This is a genomic window from Mycobacterium sp. UM_CSW (assembly GCF_000455205.1).
In the GTDB taxonomy this organism is placed as follows: Bacteria; Actinomycetota; Actinomycetes; order Mycobacteriales; family Mycobacteriaceae; genus Mycobacterium.
The window spans coordinates 16,297-33,233 of record NZ_AUWQ01000035.1 but is presented as its reverse complement, the minus strand read 5'-3'; the positions used below and the strand labels follow the sequence as shown (position 1 = coordinate 33,233).

The following is a 16,937-nucleotide window of genomic DNA, read 5'->3' as shown; positions in this document are numbered from 1 at the left end:
AGTATTACACATGCTGTCAACCAGTAACGCACAGCCGGACACCCGCGACCGGATCCTGTCGGCCGCGGCCAGCTGCGTCGTGGACTTCGGGGTGGACCGGGTGACCCTGGCGGAGATCGCCCGGCGGGCCGGGGTCAGCCGGCCCACGGTGTACCGGCGCTGGCCGGACACCAAGTCGATCGTCGCGACGCTGCTGACCCAGCGCATCGTCGGCGTGATGCGCGACGCGCCGCTGCAGGGCGACGACCGGGAATCGCTTGTGCGACAGATCGTCACGGTCGCCGACCTGCTGCGCCACGACGAGCTGGTGATGTCGGTGATGCACTCGGAGCTGGCGCCGATCTACATCACCGAGCGCCTCGGGGCCAGCCAGCAGATGCTGATCGACGCCCTGGCCGAGCGGCTGCGCGCGGCCCAGCGGCACGGCAGCGTCCGCGCCGGGGACCCGCTGCAGATGGCCACGATGGTGTTGCTCATCGCCCAGTCGACCATCCAGTCCGAGCGGATCGTCCGCCCGATCCTCGATGCCGACGCGCTGGCCGCCGAACTCGCCTACTCGCTGAACGGATACCTGTCGTGACCGCCTTGAACGCGGCGCGCCGCACGGCCGACCTGACGGCCCTGGCCGACGGCGAGCCGCTGGACGTCGTCGTGATCGGCGGCGGCATCACCGGGGCGGGCATCGCGTTGGACGCGGCGTCGCGGGGCCTGCGGGTGGCATTGGTGGAAAAGCACGACCTGGCGTTCGGCACCAGCCGCTGGAGCTCCAAGCTGGTGCACGGCGGCCTGCGCTACCTGGCGACCGGCAACGTCGGCATCGCCCGGCGCAGCGCCATCGAGCGCGGAATCCTGATGACGCGCAACGCCCCCCATCTCGTCCACGCGATGCCGCAGCTGGTGCCGTTGTTGCCGTCGCTGAGTCACGCCAAGCGGGCGTTGGTGCGGGCCGGGTTCCTGGCCGGCGACGCGCTGCGGGCGCTGGCGGGGACGCCGTCGTCGGTGCTGCCGCGGTCGCGGCGCGTCTCGGCGCGGCGCGCGGTGGAGATGGCGCCCACCGTTCGGCGCGACGGCCTGGACGGCGGCTTTCTGGCCTACGACGGGCAGTTGATCGACGACGCCCGGCTGGTCACCGCGGTCGCGCGGACCGCGGCGCAGCACGGCGCGCGCATCCTGACCTACGTCGCGGCCTCCGAGGCGTCGGGCACCTCGGTGCGGCTGACCGATCAGCGCACGGGACAGTCGTTCGACGTGTCGGCCCGCGCGGTCATCAACGCGGCCGGGGTGTGGGCGGGGGAGATCGACGGCTCGTTGCGGCTGCGGCCCAGCCGGGGGACGCACCTCGTCTTCGACGCCGTTGCCTTCGGGAATCCGACTGCGGCGCTTACCATTCCGATTCCCGGCGAGCTCAATCGCTTCGTGTTCGCCATGCCCGAGCAACTGGGTCGGGTGTATCTGGGCCTGACCGATGAAGCCGCGCCCGGCCCGATTCCCGACGTGCCGGAGCCGTCCGAGCAGGAGATCGCGTTCCTGCTGGACACGGTGAACACCGCGCTGGGCACTTCGGTTGGCGCGGCCGACGTTGTCGGCGCCTACGCGGGCCTGCGGCCGCTGATCGACACCGGCGAGGGCCGCACCGCCGATGTGTCGCGCGAGCACGCCGTCGTCGAGGCGCCGTCGGGAGCCATCAGCGTGATCGGCGGCAAGCTGACCGAATACCGCTACATGGCGGAGGACGTCCTGGACTTCGCCATTGGCCGGCGGGGCTTGCGGGCGGGGCAGTGCCGGACCCGCAATTTGCCGCTGATCGGGGCGCCGGGCAATCCCGGGCCGGGCGCGGGTTCGGGCGCGGGACTCCCGGCGTCGCTGGTGGCGCGCTACGGCGCCGAGGCGCCCCGGGTCCTCGCTCAGGCGACCTGCGACCGGCCGACCGAGCCCGTCGCCGAGGGTATCGACGTGACCCGCGCGGAGTTCGAGTACGCCGTCACCCACGAGTGCGCGCTGGACGTCGACGACATTCTCGACCGGCGGACCCGAATCGGTCTGGTTGCGCGCGATCGCGAGCGCGTCGTGTCGGTGGCCAAGGAATTCGTGACGAACTTCGGCTGAGGATATCATCGAACGGAACTAGCCCGTATCGTTAGGAGCATATGAAGCGCGAAAGCGGCCAGGCAAGCGTGTCGAGCCGGACCCGCAGTCCGGGACGCCTCGATCGCTCGCTGGACGCGGCCATCCTCGACGCGACGCTGGCGGGCGTCGCCGAAGTCGGCTATGACCGGTTGAGCATGGACGACATCGCGTCGCGCGCCGGCGTCGGTAAGGCGGCGATCTACCGTCGCTGGCCGTCGAAGGAGGTGGTCGTCGCCGACGCGATCGCGCATTGGAGGCGGCGGCTGGGACCCATCGAACCGCCCAATACCGGCAGTCTTCGCGGTGACATAGACGCGCTGGTTGCGGCCACCCCCGACTTGAATGACGCTGATACGCATATGATTCGGGTGGTTGTCGGCGTGGCGACTGCGGCCATGCACAACCCCGTCCTGGCGGCCGCGCTCGACGACCTGGTGCTGTCCACCCCGCGACAGGTGGTCCGCGCGGTGCTCGACCATGCGGTGGCCCGCGGGGAAATCCCGGCCGGCCGCGACCTCAGCCTGATCCCCGACGTCGCGCTGGGCCTCAACTTGTTGCGGGTGATCACCGGGCGTCCGATCGACCGGGTCTACGTCCGGCGCATGCTCGAAGACGTGATCTTGCCGATGGCCGGGGAACCGGCGCCGTAGTTGTTGCGCATCCCGCCGCGCCGTGCCACATTGGAGCCTATGCGGAACTAATTAGTTCCGTATAGATGGGAGGCGGCGATGAACGTCAAGAACGTCCCGGTGTTGATCGTCGGCGCGGGAGCCGCCGGCCTGGCCACTTCTGCGTTGCTCGCCAAACACGGTGTTCGCTCGCTGGTGGTCGAAAAGCGCGGTGAGGTGTTCATCTACCCGAAGGCGCGCAACCTGAGCTTCCGCAGCCTGGAGATCCTGCGCGGCCTTGGATTGGCCGACGAGGTCCACGCGATCGCCCACGGCGTTTCCGACATGGTGAGCAAGCCGACGCTCAACAGCGCCGAACAGCGCCAGGCGCTCGACGTCAACGCGATCTTCGCACCGTTCAAGGATCTGAGCCCGGAGCCCGGCGGCCAGTACTGCCCGCAGAGCGCCTTCGAACCGATCCTGCTCACCCACATCCGCCGGCACGGTAGCGAGGCGCTCTACAACACAGAGTTGGACTCGTTCGAACAGGACGAAAGCGGCGTCATCGCGGTCATCCGCGATCGCGAATCGGGCGCGACCGAGGCGGTACGCGCCGACTATCTCGTCGCCGCCGACGGTGTGCACAGCCCGATCCGCGACACGCTGGGCGTGACGACCTCCGGCTACGGGGCATTGCCGATCTATGTCGTGTTCGTCTACTTCCGGGCGCCGTGGCGAAAATTCGCCCGCGACCTCGGGCCGGGCGACGGCATCCAGGTCAAGAACCCGGACGTGGAGGGCATCTTTCTGCCGGTGCGCGACGACTTCGGCATGTTCATCAACACGTACTTTCCCGCCCGCGGCGAATCCGCCGAACAGTTCACCGCGCAGCGGTGCCGCGAGATGCTGACGAAAGCGATCGGCGAGCCGATCGACATGGAAGTCATCGACGTCGCACCCTGGCAGCCGTACGAGCGAGTCGCCGACCAATTCCGCTGCGGCCGAGTGTTTCTCGTCGGCGACTCGGCGCACACCATGCCGCCGTTCAAGGCCGGCGGTGCCAACACCGCCATCCAGAGCGCGCACAACCTGGCGTGGAAGCTGGCCAGCGTCTTGAACGGGACCGCCGACCCGGCGTTGTTGGGCACCTACCATGCCGAGCGGCACCCGGTCGGGCGCTTCAATGCGCGCCAGTCGCTCACCGGGCCGTCGCTGGCCTTCTTGCGGTTGGACGACGACCGCCCGCTGTTGCCGCCGGACGAAGAGGCGCCGATGTTCGCGCTGCTGATCGGGTACCGATACCGTTCTGCCGCAGTGGTTTCCGACGATCCGGTTCCGCCGGATGCCGACGCCGTGTCACTGGTGGACGAATTGCGCGGGCAGCCCGGCACCCGCGTCCCGCACGCCTGGGTCGTCGACGGCGGAAAGCGGGTCTCGATCCTCGATCTGCTGGGTCCCGGTTTCACGCTGCTCACCGGAGACGACGACGCCGCGTGGTCGGACGCAGCGGCCTGCGCGTCGAAGGCCGTCGGCGTCCCAATCACCGTGCGGCGCATCGGGACAGCGGTTGACGTCGACGGCTCGTGGTCCGCCGCCGCGGGACTTGCGCCCCACGCGGTGTTGTTGGTGCGACCCGACGACTTCGTCGCCTGGTGCGCCGACGTGATCCCGCGCTCACCGGGTGACGAGCTCGGTCGGGTGCTGTGCCGCGTCCTCGGCCGCGCGCCATGACCGACCCGCCGCGTTCCGAAACGGTGGCGTGCCTGGGGTCGAGCACCACCGCGTCGAGGGGAACCTACAAATGGATCGACGAGCTGGAAAAGCGGCCCGGCAACAACCGGTTTCGCTTCGTCAACCTCGGCGTCGGCGGGGATCTGTCGGTCAACGCCGTCCGGCGCCTCGACCGGGTGATCGCGCGCCGGCCGGACCGGGTCATCGTGCTGATCGGCAGCAACGACATCATGGCGAGCGTCTTTCCCAACTTCCGGCGATTCGTTCGCATGTGGAAGGGGCTTCGCGAGGAACCGATACCGGCGCGGTTCGAGGAGAACCTGGCCGTCATCGTGCGCCGGCTGCAACGGGAGACAAGCGCCCGGGTCGCGCTGAGTTCCCTTGCCCCGGTGGGGGAAGCGCCCGGTTCACGCCATCCGGTTCAGGCGCGGCTCAACGCCCTGTTCGCCACGTATAACGGCATTATCCGCGAAACGGCCGCCCGGGAGTCGACGGACTACATCCCGTTCTACGAAGCATTCCAGGAGCGCCTCACCGAGGCGGCGACGACCAAACCGTTCACCCGGTTCTCCTTCGCGTCGCTCTACCGCGACTACCTGTGGCGGGAGATGGTGCTACGCCAAAGCTTTGACGAGATCGCTCGGCGCAACGGCTGGCAATTCCACATCGACGGCATTCATCTCAACACCAACGGCGGGCGCATCCTCACCGAGGCGGTTCAGCGGTTTCTGGACTCCTGAGATGCCCACCGCGAGCAGACGCAGAATCGCACTGCGCGACGGTCTTTTATGCGATTCTGCGTCTGCTCGCCATCGTCAGCCGGCTTTGCGTGCACGGTCCAAATGGGTGGCGATTCGCATGGCAAGTCGCTCGGGTTCGCGTCTTACATCGTGGACGACGATAGGAATGATCGTCCATCCAAGTTCCTGGATGATGCCGGATCTTATTTTGTCTCGGAGCATCTCGCTGCGTCCCGCATGCCACTCGATGCTTTCGTATTCAGCCGCTAGGCGCATCTCCGGCCATGCAAAATCGACTCGCCACAATTCACCGTCGCGACCACGAATTGGGTATTGAAGTTCTGGAAGGGGAAGCCCGTGGTCGATCATTACGAGTCGAGCCTCGCTTTCCATCGCGGATTCCGCACGTCCGTCGGCGAAGGGAAGGAGTCCCCGCACAGCCACTATCCCGCGACGGCCCCGCTGCTCGGCAACCGCACGTTCGAGTTCTGCGCGGCTGCAACGCATCGAACGCAATGCGGCGTCAAGTGTTGCGATTGCCCGAGGACGTGGCAACTGCCTCGCGACTTCGACAGCGGTCCAGGCAGGTGTGGTCGCGAGACGGCCTGCTATCCGTTGCAATGGGGCACCAGTGCGTTGATGAACCATCAGGCCCACTGTGGGACGCATTCGTACACCAGAATCGAGTATGTGGACTGCGGTCGCGTTTTCCGTGTCGAAGCCGTACAGGGCTGCGGCTGTGTTCATGCAGACAACGGCGTGCTGCCCCATAAACATGTCCAACGCGGTCAGGCGACCTGGAAGATCTGGCTCCTCAGCGGCGTAAACCCCATACCAGACGCGTTTGAGGCCACCGTTTCGAACTTGGACATCGAGCTGCTGCCGGGTCATTACCGTCAGCAACTGTGCGGTAGTGGCGAACCCGCCAGCCTGCTGCAGGACTGCGAGCGCTCCAGCATGCACCGCCAGAGCATGCGAGGAGCACGCCGTATTGGCGAGTCACCGCTGGGGATAGACGGCCGAGCAGACGCAGAATCGCACTGCGCAGCGCGCGCTCGTGCGATTCTGCGTCTGCTCGCGGGTAAAAAGGCGACCTACAGCGGGATGTTCTTGTGGCGACCGCGGCGTGCCGGCGCCTGGGCCAACGCCTCGGTGAGCTTGCTGCGGGTGTGCGCCGGGTCGATCTTCTCGTCGACCACGCCGATCTCGATGGCGCTGTCGACGCCGCCGGCGATCCGCTCGTGCTCGGCGGCCAGTTCGTCGTGCAGCGCTTCGCGTTCGTGGTCGGCCGCGGCGGCCAGCTTCTTCTTGTGCAGGATGCCGACGGCCGCCTTGGCGCCCATGACCGCGACCTCGGCATCCGGCCAGGCGAACACCTTGGTCGCGTTCAGCGAGCGGGAGTTCATCGCGATGTAGGCCCCGCCGTAGGTCTTTCGGGTGACCAGGGTGACCCGGGGCACGGTGGCTTCGCCGAACGCGTGCAGCAGCTTGGCGCCGCGCCGCACCACGCCACCCCACTCCTGGTCGACGCCCGGCAGGTAACCGGGCACGTCGACGACCACGATCAGCGGGATCCCGAACGCGTCGCACAGCCGCACGAAACGTGCCGCCTTCTCGGCGCTTTCGGAGTTCAGGCAGCCGCCCAGCCGCAGCGGGTTGTTGGCCAGCACGCCGACGGTGCGGCCCGACAACCGGCCCAGCCCTACCACCATGGACGGCGCCCAGTTCGCCTGGAACTCGTCGAACGGAGTGTCGGAGTCGAGGATCGCGGTCACGATCGGATGCACGTCGTAGGCCCGCCGCGCGGACTCGGGCAGCAGCGCGTGGATGTCGGTGTCGCCGGCCTCGGCCTTGCCGCGGTCGAAATGGCCCTGCTGGCAGAACAATCCGACCAGCCGGCGGCCACGCTCGTAGGCGTCGAGTTCGTCGTCGGCGACGATGTGGCACACCCCGGACTTCTTGTGGTGCGTTTCCGGGCCGCCGAGCGACGCCATGTCGACGTCCTCGCCGGTGACGCTGCGCACCACGTCGGGCCCGGTGACGAACACCCGGCTTTCGGGCGCCATCACGACGACGTCCGTCAGCGCCGGTCCGTAGGCGGCGCCGCCGGCAGCGAAGCCGACGACGACCGAGACCTGCGGAATGTAGCCCGACGCGCGGATCATGGCCTCGAACACCAGCCCGACCGCGTGCAGCGCCCGGACCCCCTCGGCCAGCCGGGCGCCCCCGGAGTGCCAGATGCCCACGATCGGGCTCTGTTCCTCGATGGCGGTGTCGTAGGCGTTGACGATGTGCGTGCACCCCTCGATGCCCATCGCGCCGCCCATCACGGTGCCGTCGGTGCAGAACGCGATGGTGCGCAGACCGTTCACGGTCCCCGCGGCGGCCAGCACGCCCGAGCGGTCACGCTCGTGCAGGAGTTCCACGCTGCCGTCGTCGAAGAAATTGCTCAGGCGCAGCAACGGGTCTCGGGGGTCGAGCGACTCACCAACCGACGAGGGGGCCATGATTGTCATCGCAGGTCTCCTGATTCCGAGTGTGCCCGGGCTATAGGGCGGGTTTAGTACCGCCCGAAAGCGATCGCCACGTTGTGACCGCCGAATCCGAACGAGTTGTTGATCGCGTACTTGTAGTTGCCCGGCCGCGGTTTGCCCGCCACCACGTCCAAATCGATCTCCGGATCGAGGTTGACGAGGTTCAGTGTCGGCGGGATCACCTGCTCCCGCAACGCGAGCACGGTCAGGATCGACTCCACCGCGCCGACCGCACCCACCGAGTGGCCGAGAGCGGACTTGGGCGCGTACACCGCCGGCTTGTGGCCGCGCAGCGCGTTGTTGATGGCGCGGCCCTCGGCCAGGTCACCGACCTGGGTGCCGGTGGCATGGGCGTTGATGTGGTCGATGTCGCCGGGCGTGAGGTCCGCGAGCTGGATCGCCCGCGTCATCGCGTGCCCGGCGCGCTCGCCGTTGGGATCCGGCGCCACCATGTGGAAGCCGTCCGAGGTGATGCTGGCCCCCATGATCCGGGCCAGGATGTTGGCGCCACGAGCCTTGGCGCTCTCCTCGGTCTCGATCAACATGAGCGCACCGGCCTCGCCGAACACGAAGCCGTCGCGGTCCTTGTCGAACGGGCGGCAGGCACCGGCGGGGTCGTCGTTGTTGGTCGACATCACGATGCGCATCTGGGCGAACCCGGCGATGGGAACCGCCTCGATCCGGGTCTCCACGCCACCGCAGATCGCGGCGTCGGCCTCACCGAGCACGATCTGCTGCCACGCCCGCGCAATGCCCTCCGAGCCGGACGCGCACGCCGAAATCGGCGTCATCACACCGGCTTTGGCGTGCCGTTCCAGGCCCACCGCCGCGGCGGCGCCGTTGGGCATGTACTTCTGCACCGCCAGCGGCGAGACCGCCTTCATGCCACGAGCGCGCATCTCGTCGTAGCTGAAGACGAGCTCTTCGGCCGAGCCCAGCCCGGTGCCGATGGACACCGCCAACCGGTCGGTGTCGAGCTCCGGGTTGCCGGCGTTCTCCCACAGCCGCCGGCTCAGAACGGTGGACATCTTCTGCAGGTAGCCCATCCGGCGCAGCTCGACGCGCGTGAGCTGACTGTCGAATTCCTCCAACAGGTGCCCGCCGATGCGGACCGGCAGGTCGAACTCCTCGACGAACGGGTCATCGAGGGTGCGGATGCCGCTTTGGCCGTCCAACAACAGCTTCCAAGTGTTCTCCGCGTCTGTCGCGAGTGCGGTCGTCATGGCAACGCCGGTAACCACTACATTGGGGAGCGCTTTCCCCGTAACCAGCTCCGTCATGGCTTTAGCGATCGTTCCTTCCGTGTTGTCCGGCTCCTCCGCGGGCCATCTTCGGCCCGCGGCGTCGCCGGACGTCCTGCCTCAGTAGCGCCCGAACGCGAGCGCCACGTTGTGACCACCGAAGCCGAACGAGTTGTTGATCGCGTAACGGAATTCGCCGTAGCGAGGTTCGCCTGCGACCACATCAAGGTCGATCTCGGGATCGGGTGTTTCGTAGTTCAACGTGGGCGGTATGACGCCGTCCCGAAGGGTCAATACCGTCAAAACGGATTCCAGCGCGCCTACCGCGCCGATCGAGTGGCCCAGCGCCGACTTTGGCGCGTACACCGCGGCGTGCTCGCAACCGGCGACACGGAGCGCGTTGGCCTCCGCGGCGTCGCCGATCGGGGTCGCCGTCCCGTGCGCGTTCACGTGGTCAATGTCCTTGGCGGACAAGCCCGCCAGCTCCAACGACCGCGTCATCGCACGACCGGCACGAACACCGTCCGCGGCGGGCGCCACCATGTGGAAGGCGTCCGAAGTGATACCTGCACCCAGCAGCCGGGCCAGCGGCTTGGCACCGCGGGCCTTGGCGTGCTCCTCGGTCTCGATGAGCATGAGCGCACCGGCCTCGCCGAACACGAAGCCGTCACGGTCCTTGTCGAACGGACGCGAGGCCCGCTCGGGCTCGTCGTTGCGGGTCGACATGGCCCGCATCATCGAGAACGCCGCGATGGGCAGCGCCTCGATGGGACCCTCGACGCCGCCCGCCACGGCGACGTCAGCGTCACCCATGACTATTTGACGCCACGCATGCGCGATTGCTTCCGAGCCCGACGAACACGCCGAGACCGGGGTCATCACGCCGGCGCGAGCACCGAGCTGCAGGCCGACGGTGGCCGCGGCGCCGTTGGGCATGATCATCTGAACCGCGAGCGGCGACACCTTGCGGGGGCCGCCCTCGTTCATCAGGTCATAGCTCTCGACGATCCGCTCGGCGCCACCCAGGCCCGTGCCGACCACGACGGAGAACCGGTCGGGGTCGACATCGGGGCTGCCGGCGCTCTCCCAGAGCTGACCGGACAGCAGCTTGCCCATCCGCTGGACGTAGGACATGCGGCGCATGTCGAGCCTGCCCATGTGGTTATCGACGGGCTCCTTGAGGTGTCCACCGATCTTGACGGGCAGGTCCCACTTGCTGACGAACTCGTCTTCGAGCACGTGGATGCCGCTTTCGCCGGCCAACAGACCCTTCCACGTGCTCTCGATGTCCGGCGCGATAGATGTCGTCGCCGTGACGGCGGTTACCACAACGCTGGGGTAACCGCCATTAGCAGTGGAAGGCTTGGTCACTTGCTGTCCGCTTCCATCCTCGCCTTGACGTTGGCAACGGCTTCGGGGTTCTCGGACTCGATCTTGGCGCGCAGCGCGGCGGCGGCCTCGGGGTCCTCTTCCTCGAGCTTCTGGATGTAGGCGACGACGTCACCGACGGTGCGCAGGCCGGCCAGGTCCTCGTCGGGGATCTTCACGCCGTACTTGTCCTCGGTCTGCACCGCGATCTCAACCATCGACAGCGAGTCGATGTCCAGGTCGTCGACGAACGACTTCTCCGGGGTGACCTCGGAGGGCTCGATACCGGTCACCTCTTCGATGATCTCGGCGATACCGGCGATAATTTCTTCCTGAGTGACGGCCACGGCCTATTCCCTTCGTAATGTGTTGTGTGCAAATCGGATTGGCGTTTGCAGTTTTTATTTCCTGGCGAAAAGCCGGCGGTCTAGAGGCTTGCCAACTCGTCCAGATCTGCGGGTGACTTCACGGCACGGGCCGTAACCCCCCGAAGTTCGCGCTTGGCGATGCCGGTGAGCGTCCCCGCCGGGGGAAACTCCACGATCGCCGCGATCTCGTGCGCACGCATCGTCTCGTTGCACAGGTCCCAGCGCACCGGCTGGGTCAGTTGGGCGACGAGCGTGTCCATCGCTGCCGCCGCCGAGGCGACGGGCTTTCCGTCCCGATTGGATAGCAGCGTGGCGGTGGGCTCGGCGGTCGTGACGGCGGCCGCCGCGGCGGCGTAACCGTCCAGGGCCGGAGCCATGTACTTGGTGTGGAACGCCCCGGCAACACCGAGGGCGCGGACGCGGGCCTTGGCCGGCGGGTCTTCGGCGAGCTTCTCCAGCGCGCCCCGCGGGCCCGCGGCGACGATCTGGCCGGGCGCGTTGCGGTTAGCGGGGAACAGGTCGAGTTCCTCGAGGCGGCTCAGCACCTCGGCCTCGTCACCGCCGAGCACCGCGGACATGCCGGTGGGCTCGATGGCGCAGGCCTTGGCCATTTCGGCGCCGCGGGTGGCGGCCAGCGCGACGGCGTCATCGGCGGCCAGCACGCCAGCGATGGCGTAGGCCGCGATTTCCCCGACGGAGTGGCCGGCGACGATGAATTCTTCACCGGCGAGCAGCTCACGCCTAGTCAGCTCCTGATGAGCGAGCAGCGTGGCCGCGACGATCAGGGGCTGGGCGACCGCGGTGTCGGTGATCTCCTCGGTCGATGCGGTGGTCCCGAGCCGAACCAGGTCCAGGCCGCTGGCCTTGGACCACAGGGCCAGCTGGTCTGCGGCGCCTGGCAGCTCCAACCACGGCGACAGCATCCCCTCCGTCTGCGAACCCTGTCCGGGCGCAAGCAATGCAATCACGTGTTTAAGAGAACACTGTGGAAACGGTTTTGGCGGGTGTAACAGATTATGAACCTCGTCTTAGGTTTTTGTGAGCACCCTACAAAATCGCCCCGTAAGCTACGGTTTTGATACCGGCCTGCGATCTGTTGCCTGAATCACTATCGCTCGCCGGTACCCGCTACACCAGTCCTGACCGGCAGCGGGACCGGTGCCAAGACGTTGTTGTCGATGCTGGACGGCTGCGCGGGGTAGTTCAACTGGCCGACCGTCGACGCCACACGCAGCACGTATGCGTCGCGTGGCTGGGTGGGATCACGCCCGGTGAAGTCGGTGATGCGCTTGAGCCGGTATCGCACGGTGTTTGGATGAACGAACAACTTTCTGGCACAAGCCTCAATCGCGCCGCCACAATCTAAGTACGCGTCGAGCGTCTCGATCAGCGTCGGCCCGGCCGCGGCGAGCGGCCCCATCACGTCGGTGTGCAGCGCCACGATCGCCGACGCGTCGCCCATCAGGGCGCGTTCGGGCAGCAGTTCGCGGGCGAGCACCGGCCGCGGAGCCCCCCGCCAGCCGGCGACGGCGTTCATCCCGGAGATCGCCTCGCTGGCGCTGTGGTAGGCCGCGGTCAGCATGGGCGCCGTCGGCCCGATCACCACCGGGCCGTCCGACAGCGCGTTCAGCAGGTCGCCCAGGAATTTGTCGGTTAGCGATAGTTGGCCGGACACGATCGCCACCAGCCAGGTGCCGTGCACGTCGGTGAGCGCCGCCCGGCCGTGATGCGCGGCGATGTCGCGGACGTTCTGGCTGGCGCGCCGGGTGCCGCCGTCGCCGTTCGAGCTGTCGCGATCCGGGGCCGGGATCCCGACGACGACCGTCGCCGGGGCGGTGGTGTCCCAGTTCAGCGCGGCGGCGCGGGACAGCAGCTCCGGGCCGGTGTCGCCGCGGACGACCGCGTCGACGACGCTGGCCTCCATCCGGCTGTCCCAGGTGCCGCGGGCCTCGGCCGCGTTCGCGTAAGACGAGGCGGCGGTGAACGCCAGGTCGCGGCTGTACTTCAGGATGCCCACGGTCAGGGCGGTCAGCTGCTCCTCGGAGCGGGCCACCAGGGGCACGACCTCCTCGAAGAACTCCATGGTGACGCGGGCCAGGTCCACGCTGTCGCGCAGCGCGATGCGGCGGGCGAGGTCCTGGGGCACCAATTCGAAGGCCTGCGCGGTGTAGCTGACGTCGCTGTGCGGGTCCTGCATCCACTCGACGAAGTTGTTGATGGCCGTCTGCACCACCAGGGCCACGCTGGCCCGCTGGGAAGCCTCCAGGTCGGCGAAGAACGGCAACCGATCGCCCATGACCGACACCGCCTCGGTGGCCAGCCGGCCGGAGTACTGCTTCAGCCGGCGCAGCAAAGACTCCGGGACCGTGTCCAGCAGCTCGAGCGGTGACCGCGGGTGCTTGGCGAACGGGCCGGCGAAGGGGTTGTCATTCACCCCTAAAACCTACGCCATTTTTTGGAAGTATTCGCCAAAGGGGGCTCGGTGCGTCGGGGCCCGGCTGGCCGGGCATTCGCGGCCCAGCGCCCGGTTGGCGGGGCGCCGGCGTGCCTTGCGGGCGGCGACGGCCGAGCGTCACGCCAGCGTGACGTTCGGTGCCCAGTGCCACGCTGGCGTGACGTTCGGGGTTAGAGGCTCAGGCGACGCCCGGGTCCGACGTCTGCTCGGGCGCGGCCATGACGTCGTCGATCCGGTACTGGCGGGCGGCGGCGACAGGCACGGACGGGTCGATCTCGCCGTCGCGGGCCAGCGCCTCGAGCACCGCGACGACCTGCGACTCGGCGTCGGTGTTGAAGAAGCGCCGCGCGGCGGGCCGGGTGTCGGAGAAGCCGAACCCGTCGGTGCCCAGCGTGACGAAGGTGCCCGGCACCCACTGGCGGATCTGCTCGGGAACGGCGCGCATCCAGTCCGACACCGCGATGACGGGGCCGCTGGCGTCGGCCAGGGCGCGGGTCACGTAGGGGGTGCCGGCCGGCTGGTCCGGGTGGCGCAGCCGGGCCCGCTCGACGTTGACGCCGTCGCGGTTCAGCTCGCCCCAGCTGGTCACCGACCAGACGTCGGCGGCGACGTCCCATTCGGCGGCCAGCATTTCGGCCGCCTGCAGCGCCGCGGGCATGGCGACGCCGGAGGCCAGGATCTGCGCCTTGTTGGCCCGTTGTTCGGTGGCGGCGCGGTAGCGGTAGATGCCGCGCAGCACGCCCTCGGGATCGAAGTTGTCCGGCTCGGGGGGCTGCACGTACGGCTCGTTGTAGACGGTGATGTAGAAAAACACGTTCTCCGGGTTGTCGCCGAACATGCGGGCCAGCCCGCTCTCCACGATGTAGGCGATCTCGAAGGCAAACGCCGGGTCATAGGACACCACCGCCGGATTCGTGGCGGCCAGCAGCAACGAGTGGCCGTCGGCGTGCTGCAGGCCCTCACCGGTCAGCGTGGTGCGCCCCGCGGTCGCGCCGAGCAGGAAGCCGCGCGCCATCTGGTCGGCCGCGGCCCAGAGCCCGTCGCCGGTGCGCTGGAACCCGAACATGGAATAGAAGATGTAGATCGGGATCATCGGCTCGTTGTGTGTCGCATACGACGTTCCGGCCGCGATGAACGAGCCCACCGAGCCCGCTTCGTTGATGCCCTCGTGCAGGATCTGGCCGACTTCGCTTTCCTTGTAGGCCAGCATCAGCTCCGCGTCGACGGCCGTGTACAGCTGGCCGAGGCGGTTGTAGATCTTCAGCGACGGGAACCACGAGTCCATCCCGAACGTACGCGCCTCGTCGGGAATGATCGGCACGATGCGCGGCCCAACTTCCTTGTGCCGCAACACTTCCTTGAACGTTCGCACCGTCGCCATGGTGGTGGCGACCTCCTGGTGGCCCGACCCCTTCTTCAGCGCGGCATAGGTGTCGCGGCCCGGCAGCGAAAGCGCCTTGGCCTTGGTCCGGCGTTCGGGCAGGAAGCCGCCCAGCGCGCGGCGCCGGTCGAGCAGGTAGCGGATCTCCGCGGCGTCGGGGCCGGGGTGGTAGTAGGGCGGCAGGTAGGGATCCTCTTCGAGCTGAGCGTCGCTGATGGGGATCCGGATGGCGTCGCGGAAGTCCTTCAGGTCTTGCAGCGCAAGCTTTTTCATCTGATGGGTGGCGTTGCGGCCCTGGAAGTGCGCGCCCAGCGAGTAGCCCTTGATGGTCTTGGCCAGGATCACCGTCGGCTGACCCTGGTGGTCGACGGCGGCGCGGTAGGCGGCGTACACCTTGCGGTAGTCGTGCCCGCCGCGCTTGAGGTTCCAGATCTCCGAATCGGTCATCTGCTCCACCAGCGCCTTGGTGCGCGGGTCGCGACCGAAGAAGTGGTCGCGCACGTAGGCCCCGTCATTGGCCTTGTAGGTCTGGTAGTCGCCGTCGGGCGTCGTGTTCATCAGATTGACCAGGGCGCCGTCCTTGTCGGCGTGCAGCAGGGCGTCCCACTCGCGGCCCCACACCACCTTGATGACGTTCCAGCCCGCGCCGCGGAAGAACGACTCCAGCTCCTGGATGATCTTGCCGTTGCCGCGCACCGGGCCGTCGAGGCGCTGCAGGTTGCAGTTGATCACGAAGGTCAGGTTGTCCAGGCCCTCGAGCGCCCCGACGTGCGCCAGGCCGCGGCTCTCCGGCTCGTCCATCTCGCCGTCGCCGAGGAAGCACCACACGTGCTGGTCGGAGGTGTCCCGGATGCCGCGGTCGTGCAGGTAGTGGTTGAACCGCGCCTGATAGATGGCGTTGAGCGGGCCCAGGCCCATCGACACGGTGGGGAACTCCCAGAAGTCGGGCATCAGCCGCGGGTGCGGGTAGGAGGGCAGCCCGCCGCCGGCGTGGCTGTGCTCCTGGCGGAAGCCGTCGAGTTGGTCCTCGCTGAGCCGGCCCTCCAGGAAGGCGCGGGCGTAGATGCCGGGGGAGGCGTGGCCCTGGATGAAGACCTGGTCCCCGCCGCCGGGATGCGACTTGCCGCGGAAGAAGTGGTTGAAGCCGACCTCGTACAGCGCCGCCGAGGAGGCGTAGGTCGAAATGTGGCCGCCCACGCCGATTCCCGGGCGCTGGGCGCGGTGCACCATGATCGCGGCGTTCCACCGGATCCACGCCCGGTAGCGGCGTTCGACGTCCTCGTCGCCGGGGAACCACGGCTCCAGCTCGGTCGGGATGGTGTTGACGTAGTCGGTCGACGTCAGCGACGGAATCGCCACGCGCTTCTCACGGGAACGTTCCAGCAGCCGCAGCATCAGGTAGCGCGCCCGCGCCGGCCCCGAGCGCTCCAGCAGTTCGTCGAAGGACTCGAGCCATTCCGCCGTCTCGTCGGGGTCGATGTCGGGCAGGTAGGACGCCACACCCTCGCGGATCACCCGAACGCGGTCGGGTTCGCTTGCGCTACTTGGGGTTTTCGCCAGATCGTGGCGCGCGAACTCGGTGGTCAACTTCCGCTCCTGTAGTCGGCGGGGCAACGTCGTGCGTTGTACCTCCCTATCGTGCCGCACCGACGTTTCGGCCGGGTAGCCGCGGTGAGGATCCGGACCCGGTAACGTCTCCACTCGTGCTCATCGGATGGCGTGCCGTCCCTCGCATGCACCTGGGGGAGATCCCCAAGCGAGGCGCGCTGGCGCTTGGCTGTGTCGCGGCGGTGACCATCGGGATCGTGGGCTGTACCAGCGTCACCAAGGGGACCGCCACGCCCGACACGAATGTCGCCCCGGCCTACCGGCAGTCGGTGTCCGCGTCGGTGTCGGCCTCGTCGGCCACGTCGCGCGTGAAGGAGTCGCAGCGCCAGCAGTCGCTGACGACCAGGGCGGTGCGCACCTCGTGCGACACGCTGGCCACGTCGGCCAAGGACGCGATCGACCGGGTGAACGACTACGTCGCGGCGTTTAACGCGGGCCGCAACACCGGCCCCAACGAGGGCCCGGCGATCGGCGCGCTCAACGACAGCGCCACCACGGTCTCCAACAGCTTCAGTGACGCCCTGTCGCAGCAGCTGAAGGACGCGTTCAACGCCTATGTCGACGCGGCCCGCGGGGTGGCCAACGCCATCGGCACGCACGCGTCCATCGCGGAGTTCAACAGGCGCGTTGACCAGCTCAACGACACCAAGACGAAGGCGCTGAAACTCTGCCTGGCGTCCTACTGAGGCCCCTGGTGAGGGACGGGTATGGACCGCGTCGCGGCTATGCGACGATAATTCCCATCACACGGCGCGCGAACGGCTTAAGGAGGCTCC

At 68.1% G+C, this 16,937-nt stretch carries 14 protein-coding genes; 6 read left to right on the top strand and 8 right to left on the bottom strand.

Going from position 1 to position 16,937, the window contains the following annotated elements; all coding sequences use genetic code 11:
- Window positions 1-10 precede the first annotated feature (10 nt).
- The 5 genes from N415_RS14095 (at window position 11) to N415_RS14075 (ending at window position 5,206) form a co-directional block, all read left to right on the top strand.
- Complete coding sequence (locus N415_RS14095; RefSeq protein WP_068182586.1) at window positions 11-580, top strand: TetR/AcrR family transcriptional regulator; 570 nt, start codon at window positions 11-13, stop codon at window positions 578-580.
- Window positions 568-2,106, top strand: a complete 1,539-nt coding sequence (locus tag N415_RS14090) for a glycerol-3-phosphate dehydrogenase/oxidase (RefSeq protein ID WP_068182583.1) — start codon at window positions 568-570, stop codon at window positions 2,104-2,106. The genes N415_RS14095 and N415_RS14090 overlap by 13 nt, the downstream gene beginning before the upstream one ends.
- A 41-nt stretch (window positions 2,107-2,147) precedes the next feature.
- Window positions 2,148-2,777, top strand: a complete 630-nt coding sequence (locus N415_RS14085) for a TetR/AcrR family transcriptional regulator (RefSeq protein WP_068182575.1) — start codon at window positions 2,148-2,150, stop codon at window positions 2,775-2,777.
- 78 nt (window positions 2,778-2,855) lie between these two features.
- Complete coding sequence (locus N415_RS14080; protein ID WP_068182572.1) at window positions 2,856-4,466, top strand: FAD-dependent monooxygenase; 1,611 nt, start codon at window positions 2,856-2,858, stop codon at window positions 4,464-4,466.
- Window positions 4,463-5,206 (top strand): GDSL-type esterase/lipase family protein, encoded by a 744-nt coding sequence (locus N415_RS14075; protein WP_068182569.1) that lies wholly within the window; start codon window positions 4,463-4,465, stop codon window positions 5,204-5,206. The genes N415_RS14080 and N415_RS14075 overlap by 4 nt, the downstream gene beginning before the upstream one ends.
- Window positions 5,207-5,281: 75 nt before the next feature.
- Here the strand turns inward: N415_RS14075 and N415_RS30700 are convergent, their stop codons facing one another.
- From N415_RS30700 to aceE, 8 genes are all read right to left on the bottom strand, one after another.
- Complete coding sequence (locus N415_RS30700; protein ID WP_081665245.1) at window positions 5,282-6,169, bottom strand: hypothetical protein; 888 nt, start codon at window positions 6,167-6,169, stop codon at window positions 5,282-5,284.
- A gap of 131 nt (window positions 6,170-6,300) precedes the next feature.
- The gene (locus tag N415_RS14070) at window positions 6,301-7,722 is read right to left on the bottom strand and encodes an acyl-CoA carboxylase subunit beta (protein WP_068182567.1); all 1,422 of its coding nucleotides are present in this window, start codon (window positions 7,720-7,722) and stop codon (window positions 6,301-6,303) included.
- Between the two features lie 44 nt (window positions 7,723-7,766).
- Window positions 7,767-9,020: a 3-oxoacyl-ACP synthase KasB gene (gene kasB / locus N415_RS14065; RefSeq protein WP_068182565.1), complete on the bottom strand. Its 1,254-nt coding sequence runs from the start codon at window positions 9,018-9,020 to the stop codon at window positions 7,767-7,769.
- A gap of 81 nt (window positions 9,021-9,101) precedes the next feature.
- Window positions 9,102-10,352 carry a 3-oxoacyl-ACP synthase KasA gene (gene kasA / locus N415_RS14060; protein WP_068108935.1) on the bottom strand — a complete coding sequence of 417 codons (1,251 nt, stop codon included), beginning with the start codon at window positions 10,350-10,352 and terminating at the stop codon, window positions 9,102-9,104.
- Window positions 10,349-10,696, bottom strand: coding sequence for a meromycolate extension acyl carrier protein AcpM (gene acpM, locus N415_RS14055; RefSeq protein WP_068108932.1), 348 nt, complete (start codon window positions 10,694-10,696; stop codon window positions 10,349-10,351). Before acpM ends, kasA begins: the two co-directional genes overlap by 4 nt.
- An 80-nt stretch (window positions 10,697-10,776) precedes the next feature.
- Window positions 10,777-11,685, bottom strand: a complete 909-nt coding sequence (locus N415_RS14050) for an ACP S-malonyltransferase (protein WP_068182563.1) — start codon at window positions 11,683-11,685, stop codon at window positions 10,777-10,779.
- A gap of 140 nt (window positions 11,686-11,825) precedes the next feature.
- Entirely contained in the window at window positions 11,826-13,151 is a 1,326-nt protein-coding gene (locus N415_RS14045; protein WP_068182562.1) for a PucR family transcriptional regulator, read from the bottom strand.
- Window positions 13,152-13,350: 199 nt separating this feature from the next.
- Complete coding sequence (gene aceE / locus N415_RS14040) at window positions 13,351-16,140, bottom strand: pyruvate dehydrogenase (acetyl-transferring), homodimeric type (RefSeq protein WP_068182559.1); 2,790 nt, start codon at window positions 16,138-16,140, stop codon at window positions 13,351-13,353.
- A 116-nt stretch (window positions 16,141-16,256) separates the two neighbouring features.
- On the opposite strand from aceE, the gene N415_RS14035 reads away from it, so the two are divergent.
- Window positions 16,257-16,847 carry a hypothetical protein gene (locus N415_RS14035; RefSeq protein ID WP_068108919.1) on the top strand — a complete coding sequence of 197 codons (591 nt, stop codon included), beginning with the start codon at window positions 16,257-16,259 and terminating at the stop codon, window positions 16,845-16,847.
- Window positions 16,848-16,937: the final 90 nt, after the last annotated feature.

What these genes read in the sequence shown, in the direction of transcription:
- N415_RS14095 (WP_068182586.1), top strand. Translation starts at nt 11, where the DNA reads ATGCTGTCAACCAGTAACGCACAGCCGGACACCCGCGACCGGATCCTG.
- N415_RS14085 (WP_068182575.1), top strand. Translation starts at nt 2,148, where the DNA reads ATGAAGCGCGAAAGCGGCCAGGCAAGCGTGTCGAGCCGGACCCGCAGT.
- N415_RS14080 (WP_068182572.1), top strand. Translation starts at nt 2,856, where the DNA reads ATGAACGTCAAGAACGTCCCGGTGTTGATCGTCGGCGCGGGAGCCGCC.
- N415_RS14075 (WP_068182569.1), top strand. Translation starts at nt 4,463, where the DNA reads ATGACCGACCCGCCGCGTTCCGAAACGGTGGCGTGCCTGGGGTCGAGC.
- N415_RS14070 (WP_068182567.1), bottom strand. Translation starts at nt 7,722, where the DNA reads ATGACAATCATGGCCCCCTCGTCGGTTGGTGAGTCGCTCGACCCCCGA.
- kasB (WP_068182565.1), bottom strand. Translation starts at nt 9,020, where the DNA reads ATGACGGAGCTGGTTACGGGGAAAGCGCTCCCCAATGTAGTGGTTACC.